Below are 15,155 nucleotides of genomic sequence, written 5' to 3' on the forward strand. Positions count from 1 at the left end.
CGGTAACCGCGACACGGTAACCCCCGGGACCGCCACCCCTTGTTCTGACGAATTTTGTGGTGCTAGGCAGAGAGCGGGAGGCCGGACGCCGTGGACAGAAGCGAACAGTGGATCAAGACGATGACCTCGGCCGGGCTGAACCTGATCGCCCAGGCCCTGTCGATCTATGACAACAACTTGCAGCTGGCGGTTTGCAACCGCCGTTTTCAGGAAATGTTTCATCTGCCCGACCGGCTGATCCGTCCGGGCGCGCGGTTCGACGACACCATTCGCTATCTCGCCCAGCGCGGCGACTACGGCGAGGTCGCCGATATCGACGCGCTGGTGCAGCACCGGGTGCAGCAGGCGCGCGCCTTTGTGCCACATTACTTCGAACGCATCCGGGCCAATGGTCAGGTCATCTCGATCGAGGGCGCGCCGCTGCCGCAGGGCGGATGGGTGACCGTCTATACCGATATCACCCGCACCAAGCGGGTCGAGGAGCTGCTGCGCGCCCGATCCGAGGAGCTATCGGGCCAGCTGCTGGCCCATGCCGAGGAGCTGAGCACCACCAACCGCAAGCTGGCCGCCACCATCAGCGCGCTGGAAGAGGCGCAGCGGCAGTTGACCGAGATCGAGGCGCGCACCCGCCTGACCACCGAGATGATGCCGGCCCATATCGCCCATGCGGATCGGGACGGGCATTACACCTATTCCAACCGGCGGCTGAGCGCGGTGATGCCGGGGCGGCCCTCGGACATCGTGGGGCTACATATCTCGGAGGCGCTGGGGCCCGAGGCCTTTGCCAAGATCGAGCCGCATCTTCAGGCCGCCTATGGCGGCGACAGCCCGGTTTTCGAGTTCAACGAGGCACATGACGGACGGCGCATCCGGGTGGCGTTCACTCCCGATGGCAGCGGCGGAGTCTATATCCTGTCAATGGATGTGACCACCGAAACCCAGACCCGCGTGGCGTTGCAACAATCCCGCCGCCGTGCAATGGCGGCGCAGATGACCAGTGGACTGGCGCATGATTTTTCGAACCTCTTGACCATCATCCTGGGCATGATGTCGAAGATGGAGAAGATGGATCTGCCCGAAGAGGCCGCCGAGCTGGTCACGGCAACTCAGGCCACCGCACAGCGGGGCGGACGGCTGCTCAACCGGATCGCCGACATGACCGGCAACCGCACCCTGCGGCCGCGCGCCACCGACATGCACGGGCTGCTCGATGACCTCAAGCTGCTGGCCACCCCCACCCTGCCGCGTGGCATCGGGTTGAGCGTGCTGGACCATACGCCTGACGAGGCGCTGATGCTGGATGCGGGCATGTTGCAGGACGCGCTGCTGAACCTGGTGCTGAACGCGCGCGACGCCTGTGGGACCAACGGGCTGATCGCGGTCAGCGCCCATGCCATCGGCCGGATCTGGATCGAGATCGCGGTGACCGATACCGGCCCCGGTTTTTCCAAGGAGGCGCTGGAGCGCGGGCTGAACCCGTTCTTTACCACCAAGGGCAGCGAAGGCTCGGGCCTGGGTCTGCCGATGGTCTATGACATGGTCAAGCTGGCGGGCGGCGACATGCGTCTGGGCAATTCGCCCACGGGCGCGGTCGTCACTTTGCGCCTGCCCTATCGCGCCGCGCCCAATGCGCAGGGCGGATTGGCGCTGCTGGTCGAGGATAACGAAGACCTGCGCGCGACCTTCCGCGACATGCTGGTCGATCTGGGGCATACGGTGATCGAGGCGACCTCGGCCGATGAGGCGAGTGCGCTGGCCGCCGATATCGAGGATATCGCGCTGGTGCTGTCGGATATCAAGCTGGAAGGCGCCGCAACCGGCATCGACCTGCTGAAACGCCTGCCGCGCGCGCTGCCCTGTATCCTGATGACCTCGCTGCCGCCGTCCGATCCGCTGCACCGCGAGGCCCTGACGCGCGGCCCGGTGCTGCGCAAGCCCTTTACCCGCGCACAACTCAGCGCATTGATCCGCACCGAGGAGACGACATGACCGCCCCTCTTGTGACCATCCTGGACGACGAGCCGGAAATCCGGCTGATCCTGACCGAGGCGCTGGCCGAGGCCGGGTTCCGCACCCAGAGCTTTTCGCGCGCCCGCGAATTCGAAGCCTCGCTGAAACGGGTGACGCCGGATGTCTGCCTGGTGGACCTGTCGCTGCCCGATACCGATGGTCTTGCGCTGGTGCATCGTCTGGCGCTGGAACAGGGGGCGACGGTGATCATCATCTCGGGTCGGGCGCAGGTGCAGGACCGGGTGACCGGGCTGGAACTGGGGGCTGACGACTACATCACCAAGCCGTTTGACCCGGCCGAGGTGGTGGCGCGCATCCGCGCGCGGCTGCGCGACGGGATGCGTGGCGAGGTGCAGGGCGGCGATATCGCCAGTTTCAACGGTTGGACCGCGCATTTCGACCGCTATGCGCTGGAGGATGAAAGCGGCACGGAAACCCCGTTCTCTCATGCCGAGGGCGAGGTGCTGCGGCTGTTCCTGGAGAGCCCCAAGCGGCTGATCAGCCGGGCGCAGATGCAGGAGGCGCTGGGGGGTGCTGCGGGCGAAAGCTTTGACCGGGCGATGGATGTGCGTATCTCGCGCCTGCGCACCAAACTGCGCGAAGACCCCAAGAACCCGCGCCTGATCAAGACGATCTATGGGGCTGGATATATCTTTCTGGGCGATGTCAGCTGGCGCTAGGCCCGGTTGACCGGGACCGGCCAGCGACGGTAAAATGAACATGCGCGGACCGAAGCACAGGCGGGCCAGCGCCCGCCGCAGTTCCTTTGGGAGGGAGGCTGCAATGCACCCATATCTGGAGATTCGCAGGCGCATGCTGGACAAGGCCATGCGCCGCTATGTCAGGGCCGACATTGCATGGCGGCAGGGGCTGGAGCAGGCGGCGCTGCTGGTTCCGGGCGCAATCGGCCGGGGGTATCTGATGATCGGCAATCCGGGTTCCCGGGTCCGCCGTCTCTATGATGAACGCGACCGCGCCTTGCAGCGGTTGGCAGCGGCGCGGGCCAAGTTGCACGAGGCGCGCGGCAGGGTCCGGGTGGAGCAGCGTATCCCGTTGATCGCGCACAGCTGACTGGCACATTTCTCAGGCCCAAAGCGACACAAAATATGGTATGTAACTTGTGGGAGGGACACATATCATGACAACACTCGAATTCTATACCGCCTTGACCGGGCTCTGGGTGGCCATCGCCTGGTTGCCCTATATTCTGGATCGGATCATGGTTCGCGGCCTGATGGGCGCCATGGCGAATTATGACCCGAACGCCGTTCCGCAAACGCCTTGGGCACAGCGGGCGATGCGGGCGCACAACGTCGCGATCCAGGCCTTTGCCGCCTTTGCCCCGCTCGCCGTGATGGCGATGATAAAGATACCCGAAGATGCCTATGCCGGAACGCTGGCGATGACGTTCTTCGTGGGCATTTTCGCCCATTACATCATCTATTGCCTCGGTGTTCCGGTGCTCAGGACTCTGGCCTTTGCCCTGGCCGCGCTATCCTCGGTCGCCCTGGCCTTGCGGCTGCTCGGACTGATCTGAAGCGGTACCCGGTCACGCCACGAAATCCACCCGGCGAGACCGGAACAAGGGGACCAAAATCTCGCGAACGGCGCGGCCCGGGTCAAAGATCCTGGCCTGTCGAACCTCGATGACTTGCGCCGGATGCGGCGAGATCCCGCTGTCGCCTTATGGGCGCGCATTCAGCTGTCGGATCGCCGAGGCCAGCCGTTCGCCCACCTTTCGGCTGGTCTTGCGCGCGGGATGGATGCGGTCGGGCGCAAAATAAGTCAGCCCACCCGGCGGAACGACATCCTGCATCGAGACGTAATACACCCCCTCTTCAGCTGCGGCGAGACGTGCGACCCGTGCCTCCAGCTCATCGCCGTCGTTCTTGCAATGCTCGATCGGGGTGAGCAGGTCGGGGCTGCGCAGATATCCGGTGTAGAGCACCTTTGCCCCATCGGCACGGATCCGGCGCACCAGATCGGGGATCTGTCCCGCCGTTCCATCAGCAGTGATCAAACGGTCCATCAGGGCGTCGCAGCGGCCGCAGCCGCAACCGAACAGCAGGTCGTTGCCGCCACCGTTGACGACGACCCATTCCCAGGCGCCCGGCTCGTACTGATAGGGCACGTTCACGCCACGACCGTCCTTGTCTTCGTTCCGGGTCAGCATCCAGGCGCCGCTGACCGAGCGGTCGACAACCGGTTGACCCAGTTCCTTGGAGATCACATCGGGGATCGAGCTGCCAAAGGCGGAGTTCCACGACAGAAGCGAATCGCCGATCGCCAGGATACGCGCATCCTGATTGTGCCGGACACTGTCCTGGCAGGCGAAAAGCAGGCCGCTGAGGCCCAACAGAACAATGAATTTACGAAGCATTGGCGGCTGGCCCTCGTGTATCTCTGAACAATAGACGCGTGCAGATTGACAAAGGAACACGGCCAAAAAATGGCTAATGGCCGGTTATTCGTTGCCCCGGCCCAGTGCGGCAACGGCATGGTCCAGCACCCGCAGGCCCGCAACCAGATCCGCCTCAGCCGTGTCTTCCGCAAAATCGTGGCTGATCCCGCCGATCGAGGGCACGAAGAGCATCGCCACCGGCATCAGGCGCGACACATTGGTGGCATCGTGCAGTGCGCCCGACGGCATGCGCCGCCACCGCCCCGGCGCCACCGCTTCGGCGCCCTGTTCCAGTGCCGCACGCAGGGCCGGGTCCATCGCCACCGGCTCCAGCCCCAGGAGCGGGCCAAAGCTCAGCTTCATGCCGCGCGCCTCGGCCACCTCCTGCGCGGTGGCGCGGATGATCTCCTCCATCCGTGCCAGCCGCGTGGTGTCGCCATCCCGCCACTGCATCGAGAACCGCGCCCGCCCGGGCACAATGGACGAGGCGTTCGGGTGCAGGCTGACATGACCGATGGTCCAGACCGTGCGCGGGGTGACCACGTTGCGGAATCGCTCTCCCAGCCGCGTGTTGAACTCACCCAGCGCCTGGAACGCGTCGCGGCGCAGATGCATGGGCGTGGTGCCGGCATGGTTCTGCTGCCCCTCGAATGTCACCTTCATGTCGCGGATCCCGACGATATCGCCAACCACCCCGATCTGCTCGCCCTCGGTATCCAGCGTCGGCCCCTGTTCGATATGCATCTCGACAAAGCCGGTGAACTGCGACGGATCGACAAAATCGCCTGTCAGATCCGCCATTGCGGACCGCGCGATGGCAAAGGACACGCCCGTGTGATCACTCAGCCCATCCGCCTCGGCCAGCGGCAGATGCCCCGACCAGATGGCCGAGCCGGTAGTGACCCCGAATCGCCCCTCCTCGTCCTGGAAACTGACCACGGAAACCGGCCTCGCGCTGCTCCGGGCGATTTCCAGCGCCGCGATCACCCCCAGCGCGCCGTCCAGCCAGCCGCCCTCGGGTTGGCTATCGGAATGCGATCCCATCAGCAGCGACGGCCCCTGTGCCAAACCAAAGAGATTGCCGACCGGGTCGAACCGCACCTGCAACCCCGCCTCCTCCATCCGGCCCGCCAGCCAGCGACGCGCCGCGATATCCGCCTCGGAATAGGCCGGTCGCACCACGCCCTTGCCCAGCCCCGCCGCGCCAAAGCTGCGCAGCTTGTGCAGATCCTCCATAAACCGCTCCGCGTTCACCGTCATCGCCTGTCCTCCCATCCCTTCATTTCGCCAAAAATACTCCCGCCGGAGGCATCCGCAACCAACCACACGCGCCAGCAGCCGGGAAATTCACGCGCCCGGCGCCAAACCCCTCTGGCCCCCGGCCCGATCCTTGCCTAAGAGTCTGCCCGAAGCGGAGGATGACATGTCTCACATCACCCTTATCCGTCATGGCCAGGCCAATACCGCCGCCCGCGACGAGGAAAGCTATGACCGGCTGAGCGAGCTGGGCCATCAGCAGGCGCGCTGGTTGGGGTCGCATCTGGCCGACACCCGCGCCCATCATCCGCGCGTCTATTGCGGCACCCTTACCCGCCACCTGGAGACGGCCGCCAGCATGGGATTGGCCGATGTGGTACAGGACCCGCGCCTGAACGAGATCGAGTATTTCACCCTCGCCCAGCTTTTCGAGGCGCAGCACGGAATCACCATCCCCGAGGATCGCGAAGGCTTTGTCGAGCACCTGCCGATGACCTTCACCGCCTGGGCCGAAGGCCGCATCCAGGACGCGCCCGAAAGCTTCGAGCAGTTCGAAACCCGTGTTCAGGCCGCGCTCGCCGAAATCGCCCAGGGGGCGGGTCCGGCCATCGTGGTCACCTCGGGCGGGCTCATCTCGATGGTGATGCGTCAGGCGATGGGGCTGGACATACCGGCGATGGCGCGGGTGGCTCTTGCCATCATGAACACGTCGATGCATCGTCTCTACCCGATCGGCACACATCTCAGCCCGGTGCTGTTCAACGCCGTCCCGCATCTGGAGGCCCCAGAGCGGCAGTTTGCCCAGACGCATCTCTAGGGGGATCCGATGCAGCTTTATTGTGCACCCGGCACCATTTCCGTGGCCGTCGCCATCGCACTTCACGAGGCGGGGATCGAGCATGAGAAGGTTCAGCTCGACTTTGGCGCCGCCGAACAGACCAAACCCGCCTACCACCAGATCAACCCCAAGGGCCGGGTGCCCGCGCTGGCGGTGCCGGGCGGCATCCTGACCGAGACCGGTGCGCTGTTGGAATTCATCGCCGAGAGCGCGCCCGACAAGGAGCTGGTTCCCACCGATCCGCTGCTCAGCGCCCGCATGCGCGAGGTGATGTATTACCTTGCCTCCACCATGCATGTGAACCACGCCCACAAGATGCGCGGCGCGCGCTGGGCCGATCAGGAGAGCAGTTGGGCCGACATGCGCGCCAAGGTGCCCCAGACGATGACCGCCTCTGCCGCCCATGTCGAGACAAACGGGCTGCGCGGCCCCTTTGTGCTGGGTGAGGCGCTTTGCATCGCCGATTGCTATCTCTACGTGGTAACCGGCTGGCTCGAGGGCGACGGTGTCGACCTGGAACCGTTCCCGAAAATCCGCGCCTTCCGCGCCGCGATGGACGCGCGCGCCTCGGTTCAGGCCGTCAAGGCCGCCGGTCTGCTTTGAACAAAGGACAAGACATGACGCATCTCTGGGTCCGGGCCGAACAGCGCCCCAACGAGGAACGGGTCGGACTGACCCCCGAAGGCGCCGCCGCCCTGATCGCCGCCGGTCTTCGGGTCACGGTCGAGGAAAGCTCGGTCCGCGCGATTGAGTTGGGCGGCTACCGCGACGCTGGATGCGAGATCGCGCCCGAGAACAGCTGGCCGGATGCCCCGCGCGACGCCATCATCTTTGGGCTCAAGGAATTGCCCGAGGACGGCACCCCCCTGCCGCACCGCCACATCATGTTCGGCCATGCCTTCAAGGGGCAGCATTCGGGCCGCCGCTTGCTGGAGCGGTTCAAGGCCGGGGGCGGCACGCTTTACGATCTGGAATATCTGGTGGACGAGACCGGCCGCCGGGTCGCGGCATTCGGCTATTGGGCGGGTTATGCAGGGGCTGCCGTGACGCTCAAGGCCTGGGCCGCGCAGCAGCAGGGCGGCATCTGCGGCCCGGTCGGTGTCTATCCCAGCAAGGACGCGCTGAACGCAGCGCTTGCCGCGGAACTCGACGCCACTGGCGCGCCGCGCCCCCGCGCCATCGTAATCGGCGCGCTGGGCCGGGTCGGCACCGGGGCGGCCGATCTCTGCACCGCGATGGGGGTCGAAGTGACCAAATGGGACATGGCCGAGACCGCCAGCGGCGGACCGTTCCCCGAGATCCTGGCCCATGACATATTCCTCAACTGCATCTTCGCCCGCCCCGGCACGCCGGTCTTTGTGCCACGCGAGGCACTGGGCGCCCCCCGCGCCCTGACCGCCATCGGCGACGTGGCCTGCGACCCCGACAGCGATTACAACCCGGTGCCGGTCTATGATCGCGCCACCAGCTGGGACGCGCCGGTGCTGCGCGTGGCCGAGGACCCGGTGCTTGACGTGATGGCGATCGACAACCTGCCCTCGATGCTGCCGGTTGAAAGCAGCCAGGACTATGCCGCGCAACTCCTGCCCTCGCTGCTGACACTGACCGACCTGGAAACAGGGGTCTGGGGCCGGGCCGAGGCCGAATTCAAAACCCATATGAAAGGGATCTGAGCGATGACCATCCATTGGTGTGGCACCGGCCTGTCGGCCATTCCCGGCCTGCGCCGCCTGATCGAGGCGGGCCATCCCGTCACCGTCTGGAATCGAACCGTCGAAAAGGCGCGGGCCGAGCTGGGCGACCTGACCGATGACATCCGCGCATTCGACATCGACGCATTGGGCGCGGTGTTGACCAAGGGCGACTTGGTGGTCTCGATGCTGCCCGGTGACTGGCACGTGCCGCTGGCGGAACTGGCGATCTCCAAGGGCGCGCATTTCGTCTCGTCGTCGTACATCGCGCCCGAAATGCGCGCGCTGGACGACCGCGCCCGCGCCGCCGGTGTGAGCCTGGTAAACGAGATCGGCCTTGATCCCGGCATCGACCATTTGATGGCGCATGAACTGGTGGCCGATTACCGCGCCTCTGATGCCTTCGACGCCCAGAACCACCTGAGTTTCATCTCCTATTGCGGCGGCATCCCGAAGCATCCCAACCCGTTCCGCTACAAGTTCAGCTGGTCGCCGCTGGGCGTGCTCAAGGCGCTGCGCTCGCCCTCGCGCTCGATCCGCGATTATGCCCCGCTCGATGTGGCGCGGCCCTGGGATGCGATCAGCAGTTACACCGCGCCGCTGCCCACGCCGGAAAGCTTCGAGGTCTATCCCAACCGCGATTCGCTGCCCTTCATGGGCCAGTACCATTTCGAAGAGCATTGGCCCGTGAAGGAATTCGTGCGCGGCACCCTGCGGCTCAACGGCTGGGCCGAGGCCTGGACCCCGGTGTTCCGTGAAATCGAAGCGCTTAAAGGCCCTGAGGGTGATGCCCGGCTCAAGCAGATGTCCGACCAGTTCTGGGCCGAGAACGCCTATGACGAAGGTGAACCCGACCGGGTCGTTCTCTGCGTGGGGCTGAAGGCCGAGAAGGATGGGCGCGCGGTCTGGCACAAATCATATGTGATGGATGCCTGGGGCGACGCGCGCGGCACCGCCATGGCGCGGCTGGTCTCGATCCCGGTCTCGCTGGCGGTCGAGGCGGTATTGAACCGCGAAATCCCCGCCGGGGTACACGCCGCCTCCAGCGATCCGAAACTGCTGGCCCGCTGGATGGATGAGGTGGGCAAACTGGCGCAGCACTTGCAGATCGTGAACCACGCCGCCTGACCTGCGACGCGCCTGCGCCTTCATTTCGCTAAAAATACTCCGGGGAGCGCGAGGGGCAGAGCCCCTCGCCCCCCTCCACCGGGACCTACATCAGATCGTTTTCGACATCCTCTGCCGAAATGCCCAGCGCATCGAGTCCGTTTTCCAGATGGTCCGGCAGATGCGGTGAGCCCAGCAGGTAATCGGCGCAGGGCGTCGTCGCCTCGGCCCGCGCGGTCGCGATGGCCTCTTCGAACTCCTCCGCCTCGAAACTGCCGCGTCCGATCCACATGATCGCCACCAGCTCGGCCTGTTCGTCCTCGCTCATCCGGTCGATGAAGGCGCGCAGCTCGCCTTCGGCGCGCCCCAGCTCACGGGCCATCAGCGCCACTTGCGCCACCTTGCGTGCCGAAATTTCCATGATTCCCAAGTCTCCTGTTCGCATATCCTGTCTTTCATCAAACAGGCATGGCGGGTTCCGTCTTTGATCTCACGCAAACAGACGGACATAGAGCCACTGCGGCAGGAAACGTCCGAACCGGAACAGCCAGGCGAAAGGTGCAGGGAAACTGGTGGCGAAACGGCGGCTGTTCATGTGCCGGAACATTGCGCGAGCGGCGTCTTCCGGCTCCATCAGCATCGGCATGGCGAAGGTGTTGAGATCGGTGAGACGGGTCCGGATGAAACCGGGATTGACCAGTTGCACCGCGACGCCGGTGCGGTGCAGGTCGGCATGCAGGCATTCGGCCAGCGCCATCGCACCCGCCTTGGACGCCGCATAGCCGATGGCGCCCGGCAGCCCGCCAAACCCGGCGAGCGAGCCGGTGATGACGATATGGCCCCGGTCGCGGTCCACCATGCCCGGCACCACGGCCCCGAGCACCCGCAGGTAACCGGTGAAGTTCACATCCGCCATGGCCACCGCGCGGGCGCTGTCCCAATCCTGTGCCCGCATCGGCCAATAGACACCCGCCAGCAGCACCACGCCGTCGATCTCGCCCAGCGCATGCGCGGCGGCAGCGACGCTGCCGTCATCGGCGATATCCACTGGCAGCACCTCTGCCGGGCCCGGCAAGCGGGCTGAGAGGCGCTCCAGCCCGTCGCGCCCGCGCGCGGAGAGCACGAGGTGCGCGCCGGCGGCGCTCATCTGCTGGGCCAGCGCCGCGCCCAGCCCTTCGGAGGCGCCGACCAGCCAGTATCGTTTGCCGGTCCAGTCCGTCATGCAGCAGAGCGCTCCACGTTGGCGGGGTGCATGGTGGCAACCAGTTCCGCGACCTTTATCCCGTACTTGCGGAATTCAGAGCGATTGACGATGGCGCCGCCCGGGGTGAGATACATCCAGTCGGTCACGTCGACCACATGGCCACCGGCACCTTCGGGCAGGCGCAGACGATAGAGCAGGCGCACCGACGGGCCACTCTGATCGCCCCGGCCGGTGCCGATCACGTCAGGTGCACTGGCCTGGATCCGGCCATCGTTGCCGATACTGAGCTGCCATTCGCGATCCTGCACGGTGCCGCTGTCATAGTGAAAGCGCTCGCGCATGGTGCCGCGATTACCCTCCCATGTCGCCTCGAACGCGCCGGTAAAGCGCGAGGCGACGCGGCCGGTCGGACCATAGATGACGCCCTCGCAGGAAATCGGCCCGTTCAGATGGCTGCGCAGGTCGAACTGAGGTCCCGCCCCGGCATAGTCGCCGGGCGCTTGCGCCGAGAAGCCCGCATAGCGGCGCACCAGCAGCAGTGCGGTCACCGTCAGCGCGACACCCAGCAAGGTGAAAAGGATCGGATCTGTCATGACATGTCCTCCGGATCGGTCAGGGCCAACAGGCCCAGCGCCGCCGCCTTGAGCAGGCAGGGCAGCGCGGCATAAAGCAGCGATAGCAGCGTCAGGGCGCTTGCCGGGCTGGTCGCGCCGGGTAAGTAACCGGCGGCATCGAGCATCGGCAGCAGCACCAGCGCGGCCAGCGCCAGGGTGAACTTGGTGACAAAGGCCCAGAGGCCCCAGCCCGGCGCGGCGCCCGGCGCCACCCGCGCCATGCGGGCGGCAAAGAGCGCGGGCAGCAGGGTCATGTCGGCACCCAGAGCGATACCGGACACGGCACAGATCAGGGCAAAGCCCGCCACGTCGCCCGGGCCCAGTAGTGGCACCAGCGCAAAAGCCGCGATTGACAGCGCCATACCGGCCATCAGGGTCGGCCGGGCACCCCGCCGCTCGGCCAGCATGCCCCAGAGCGGCGCGCCAGCGGCGGCGCTCAGAAAGAACAGGATCAGCAACGGCCCCTCGGCGCCGGGCGCTTCCAGCCGGTCTGCCACGAAGAACAGGAACAGGGTCGAGGAGACCGCCACCGGTGCCGCGTTCAGCCCCGCGATCAGCAGCAGGCGCCGCGCGACGGGGTCGCGCAGAACGGGCGCAAAGCCGGTATTCGGCACCGGGCCTGCGCGCCATTCCGTGCGCTGCGCCACCGTCGCGACAAGGGCGAGACCAACAAAAGCCAGGGCAAAGGCGGCATAGCCGCCCGGCAACAGGACCGGCGCGGCGGCGGCGGCGCAGATGCCCAAGAGTGCGCCCGCCTCGCGCCAGCGCGCCAGCCGGATATGACCGCCCAAACCGGTGGCATTGGTCACGCCCTGTGCGTAAAAACAGATGGTCAGAAAGCTGAAGGCCGAGAACACCAGCACCAGCATCAGCGCGAACCAGCTCAGCGGCGGAATTGGCGGGGTTACGGCAAAGAGACCGAGCATGCCGCCTGCCATGACCGCCGCCGCCACCGGTACCGCAACCCGCAGATGGCGGCGCAAGCGAGCGGCCAGCCAGCCAAGTCCCGGATCCTGCACCACGTCAACGAGCCGCAATCCGAACAGCACCGCCCCCAGCGCCGTCAGGCTGACGCCGTAGGTATCGGCATAGAACTTGGGGGCATGCAGATAGATCGGCAGGCCCGCTGCCGCCAACATGGCGGCAAACAGCGCGTAGCCGGTCAGGGGTGCTGCGCGCGGCAGGGGCACGGACATGGTCATCCCCGGCTCACATCCGGGCTGTTGGGCGAGGGTTCCGAGCGGAACCGCGCACCTTTCCACCAGAGTTTCAATGCCTGCCAGTGGATCAGCGCCAGCACCCGGCGCGCGCCGAACGGACGGCGCAGCGCCGACCACAGGATCGCCCGGTTGGTCAATGGTCGCCTGTGGCCGGTCAGCGTGGCCACCAGCCCGCCCCGTTCGCGGCCATAATCGATCCAGACCCCAAGCCGGTCCGCGCTCAGGTCAAAGCGGAAGGTGTAAGACCCCTCGCGCGGCTGAAAGGGCGAGACATGCAAGAGCTTGGTCGCGCCCAACCGGTCCTGCGGGCCGATCGGCGAAAGATCGGGCTTGTGGCACAGATAGCTGTGGCGGGTGCCATAGGTGTTGGTCACCTCGGCCACCACGGCATAGAGCGCATCCTGCGCATCGAAACAGAACCAGAAGCTGACCGGATTGAACACATGCCCCAACAGGCGCGGCTGGGTCAGCAGCGCGATCCGGGCAGGCTGGGGCAGTTGAAACAGATCGAACTGCTCGCGCAGCCAGGCCGCTCCGCGCCCCTGCCCCGGACTGCCACCGTGATCGCGGTCGAAAACGCCCGACAGGTTCGCGCGGTCGCGCGAGAAGAGGCGCGGCGCGGATACGGGCGCCTCGGGGTCGAGAAACACATAGTCCACCGAATAGCGGAACGCGTTCCGCACCGCGCCCTTGCGCCCATGGAAGGTATGGGCCGGGATATGTTCGACCATCGCGCTCATTCCGCGGCAACCGGCAAGGCGACGGTGCGGTTGATGCCTGCTACCACGTCGATGGCGCTGGCCAGCCCGTCCTCGTGAAACCCGTTTTTCATCCAGGCGCCACAGAACCAGGTCGAGTTGGTTCCGTTCATCCGCGCCAGATCCTCTTGCGCGGCAAGCGCACCTGCGTCGAACACAGGATGGGCAAAGGTGGTCACATCATGGATATGTTCCTCGCGGATGCGATGGCTGGCATTCAGTGTCACGAACAGCGGGTCATCCTGCGGGATCGGCTGCAAGGAATTCATCCAGTAGGTCAGGCCGATAGGTCCGCCATTGGCGCCCTTTTCCTCGGTATGGTTCCAGCTGGCCCAGCACTTGCGCCGTTTCGGCATCATTGCGGGATCGGAATGCAACACCGCCTCATTCGGCTGGTAGCGGACCGCGCCCAAGGCCGCGCTTTCTCGCCGGGTGGCATCGGAAAGCAGCGCCAGGGTGGTGTCGGAATGGGTGGCAAACACAACCTCGTCGAACACCTGCCACTCGCCGCCCCGCATCCGGATCTCGACCCCAAGCTCGGTGCGCCGCACCCCGACGATAGGCGCACCCAGTGCCAGCGACACGCCCTTGCGGCGCATCGCCTGTTCCAGCCGGCTGACATATTCGACCGAGCCGCCCTCGACCGTGTACCATTGATGCTGGCCGGAGTAGGTCAGCAGAGCGTGGTTTTCAAAGAAGCGGATCATCGCGTGAGCCGGGAAATCGAGGATATTCTCCTTGGGCGTCGACCAGATCGCGCCCGAAAAGGGTTCAAGGTAATAGCGCCGGAACCAGTCGCCGGTTCCAAGACGGTCGAGAAGCTGTCGGACGGTGATAGAGCGGTCCCGCGCGGCATCGGCTGCATGCGCGTTGAAGTGGAAGAGGTCGCGCACCATGCGCAGAAAGCCCGGACGCATCAGGTTGCGCCGCTGCGCGAACAGGGCGTCAGCCCCGTGCAGCGCGTATTCGACCGCACCGCCCTCGGCCGACACAGCAAAGCTCATGTCGCTTTTGGCGATTGGCACACCGAGGCGGTCGAACAGGGCGATCAGATTGGGATAGGTGGCATTGTTGAACACGATGAAGCCGGTATCGACGGGCTGATCGCCGCGCTTGCCGGCGACGACGGTCCGGGCATGGCCACCCAGCCGGGATTCGGCCTCGAACAGTGTCACGTTGTGGGTATCGGCCAGCAGGTTGGCCGCCCCCATGCCCGAGATACCGCCCCCGATCACGGCGATCCGTCGGGGCACGCCCCCATTCAGTTCAAATGGCATGTCTTGCTCCGCCTTAACTTCATGTCAGATGTACGGCCCGCGGGCGGAATCGGATGAAAAGAAAATCCTTTGCCTGTGACTGATCCGCTTTGGCCCGGGCGCCGTATCGTGGTTATGTTGATCGCAACGAACACAGACCGGCCCGACGCCAGCCTTGACGGGGAAAGCCCGGTCGGGCGGCGTGGCCCTATGTGCAAGGACGCGAGCGAAGGAAAGCACTTGGACCGGAAACAGGACGGGGCGCGGGCAGAGAACGATTGGAGCGGTCACCTCGGCCGTATCGTAGAGGCTCAGGACAGGGCCGCCTTTGCCGAGCTGTTTGCCCATTTTGCGCCGCGCGTTAAGTCTTTTCTGATGCGATCCGGCGCCTCCCCGACCCTGGCCGAGGATTGCGCGCAAGAGGTCATGGCGACGGTGTGGAACAAGTCGCACCTGTACGACCCCACACGGGCGACCGTTTCGACCTGGATTTTCACCATTGCACGCAACCGGCGGATCGACGCCCTGCGCAAGGATCGCAGGCCAGAGCCCGAAGACCTGCCCTGGGGGCCAGAACCTGAACCGCCTGTCGCCGATGTGATGGCGATGCAGCAGGAAACCGAAATGTTGCGTGTGGCAATCCGTGCCCTTCCCGACGCGCAGCGCGAACTCATCGAACAAGCCTATTTCGGCGATCTCAGCCACCGCGAGATCGCCGCCCGCACCGGCCTTCCGCTGGGGACCATCAAATCCAGAATCAGACTGGCGCTCGACCGATTGCGCCACGCGATGAAGTGAC

At 65.6% G+C, this 15,155-nt stretch carries 17 protein-coding genes; 9 read left to right on the forward strand and 8 right to left on the reverse strand.

All coding sequences use genetic code 11. The features are described 5' to 3' along the window. Positions 1-90: 90 nt before the first annotated feature. From OE747_RS02980 to OE747_RS02995, 4 genes are all read left to right on the forward strand, one after another. Positions 91-1,989, forward strand: coding sequence for a hybrid sensor histidine kinase/response regulator (locus OE747_RS02980; RefSeq protein WP_263827120.1), 1,899 nt, complete (start codon positions 91-93; stop codon positions 1,987-1,989). Continuing rightward, a complete protein-coding gene (locus tag OE747_RS02985) occupies positions 1,986-2,690 on the forward strand; it encodes a response regulator transcription factor (protein ID WP_263827121.1) in 705 nt (234 codons plus the stop codon). Before OE747_RS02980 ends, OE747_RS02985 begins: the two co-directional genes overlap by 4 nt. A gap of 103 nt (positions 2,691-2,793) precedes the next feature. Beyond that, positions 2,794-3,081: a hypothetical protein gene (locus OE747_RS02990; RefSeq protein WP_263827122.1), complete on the forward strand. Its 288-nt coding sequence runs from the start codon at positions 2,794-2,796 to the stop codon at positions 3,079-3,081. A 67-nt stretch (positions 3,082-3,148) separates the two neighbouring features. Continuing rightward, positions 3,149-3,547: an MAPEG family protein gene (locus OE747_RS02995; protein ID WP_263827123.1), complete on the forward strand. Its 399-nt coding sequence runs from the start codon at positions 3,149-3,151 to the stop codon at positions 3,545-3,547. A gap of 147 nt (positions 3,548-3,694) precedes the next feature. Here the strand turns inward: OE747_RS02995 and OE747_RS03000 are convergent, their stop codons facing one another. Together OE747_RS03000 and OE747_RS03005 are read right to left on the reverse strand one after the other, a co-directional pair. Then, entirely contained in the window at positions 3,695-4,390 is a 696-nt protein-coding gene (locus OE747_RS03000; RefSeq protein ID WP_263827124.1) for an SGNH/GDSL hydrolase family protein, read from the reverse strand. A gap of 84 nt (positions 4,391-4,474) precedes the next feature. Further along, complete coding sequence (locus OE747_RS03005) at positions 4,475-5,671, reverse strand: Zn-dependent hydrolase (RefSeq protein ID WP_263827125.1); 1,197 nt, start codon at positions 5,669-5,671, stop codon at positions 4,475-4,477. A gap of 163 nt (positions 5,672-5,834) precedes the next feature. Between OE747_RS03005 and OE747_RS03010 the strand changes: the two genes are divergently transcribed. From OE747_RS03010 to OE747_RS03025, 4 genes are read left to right on the forward strand one after another with little or no spacing between them, the layout of a single operon-like run. Continuing rightward, on the forward strand, positions 5,835-6,485 hold the full coding sequence (locus OE747_RS03010) for a histidine phosphatase family protein (RefSeq protein WP_263827126.1): 651 nt from the start codon (positions 5,835-5,837) through the stop codon (positions 6,483-6,485). 9 nt (positions 6,486-6,494) lie between these two features. After that, complete coding sequence (locus OE747_RS03015) at positions 6,495-7,109, forward strand: glutathione S-transferase family protein (RefSeq protein WP_263827127.1); 615 nt, start codon at positions 6,495-6,497, stop codon at positions 7,107-7,109. 14 nt (positions 7,110-7,123) lie between these two features. Further along, positions 7,124-8,179 carry a saccharopine dehydrogenase gene (locus OE747_RS03020; RefSeq protein WP_263827128.1) on the forward strand — a complete coding sequence of 352 codons (1,056 nt, stop codon included), beginning with the start codon at positions 7,124-7,126 and terminating at the stop codon, positions 8,177-8,179. A gap of 3 nt (positions 8,180-8,182) precedes the next feature. Next, entirely contained in the window at positions 8,183-9,325 is a 1,143-nt protein-coding gene (locus OE747_RS03025; protein WP_263827129.1) for a saccharopine dehydrogenase family protein, read from the forward strand. Between the two features lie 85 nt (positions 9,326-9,410). Here OE747_RS03025 and OE747_RS03030 read toward each other — a convergent pair whose 3' ends face one another. The 6 genes from OE747_RS03030 to OE747_RS03055 form a co-directional block, all read right to left on the reverse strand. Beyond that, positions 9,411-9,728, reverse strand: a complete 318-nt coding sequence (locus OE747_RS03030) for a DUF3775 domain-containing protein (protein WP_164131190.1) — start codon at positions 9,726-9,728, stop codon at positions 9,411-9,413. A gap of 66 nt (positions 9,729-9,794) precedes the next feature. Next, positions 9,795-10,526, reverse strand: coding sequence for an SDR family NAD(P)-dependent oxidoreductase (locus OE747_RS03035; protein WP_263827130.1), 732 nt, complete (start codon positions 10,524-10,526; stop codon positions 9,795-9,797). Beyond that, positions 10,523-11,101 (reverse strand): DUF3833 domain-containing protein, encoded by a 579-nt coding sequence (locus tag OE747_RS03040; protein ID WP_263827131.1) that lies wholly within the window; start codon positions 11,099-11,101, stop codon positions 10,523-10,525. Before OE747_RS03040 ends, OE747_RS03035 begins: the two co-directional genes overlap by 4 nt. Beyond that, positions 11,098-12,324, reverse strand: a complete 1,227-nt coding sequence (locus OE747_RS03045) for an MFS transporter (RefSeq protein WP_404818289.1) — start codon at positions 12,322-12,324, stop codon at positions 11,098-11,100. The genes OE747_RS03040 and OE747_RS03045 overlap by 4 nt, the downstream gene beginning before the upstream one ends. Then, positions 12,321-13,082: a DUF1365 domain-containing protein gene (locus OE747_RS03050; protein ID WP_263827133.1), complete on the reverse strand. Its 762-nt coding sequence runs from the start codon at positions 13,080-13,082 to the stop codon at positions 12,321-12,323. Before OE747_RS03050 ends, OE747_RS03045 begins: the two co-directional genes overlap by 4 nt. Continuing rightward, positions 13,079-14,377 (reverse strand): NAD(P)/FAD-dependent oxidoreductase, encoded by a 1,299-nt coding sequence (locus OE747_RS03055; RefSeq protein WP_263827134.1) that lies wholly within the window; start codon positions 14,375-14,377, stop codon positions 13,079-13,081. The genes OE747_RS03050 and OE747_RS03055 overlap by 4 nt, the downstream gene beginning before the upstream one ends. A 219-nt stretch (positions 14,378-14,596) precedes the next feature. Here OE747_RS03055 and OE747_RS03060 point away from each other — a divergent pair, with 219 nt between their 5' ends. Beyond that, the gene (locus OE747_RS03060; protein ID WP_404818290.1) at positions 14,597-15,154 is read left to right on the forward strand and encodes a sigma-70 family RNA polymerase sigma factor; all 558 of its coding nucleotides are present in this window, start codon (positions 14,597-14,599) and stop codon (positions 15,152-15,154) included. The last annotated feature ends 1 nt before the right edge of the window (position 15,155 follow it).

Origin of the sequence: Ruegeria aquimaris (assembly GCF_025751555.1) — a bacterium.
GTDB classification, from domain to species: Bacteria; Pseudomonadota; Alphaproteobacteria; order Rhodobacterales; family Rhodobacteraceae; genus Ruegeria_B; species Ruegeria_B aquimaris.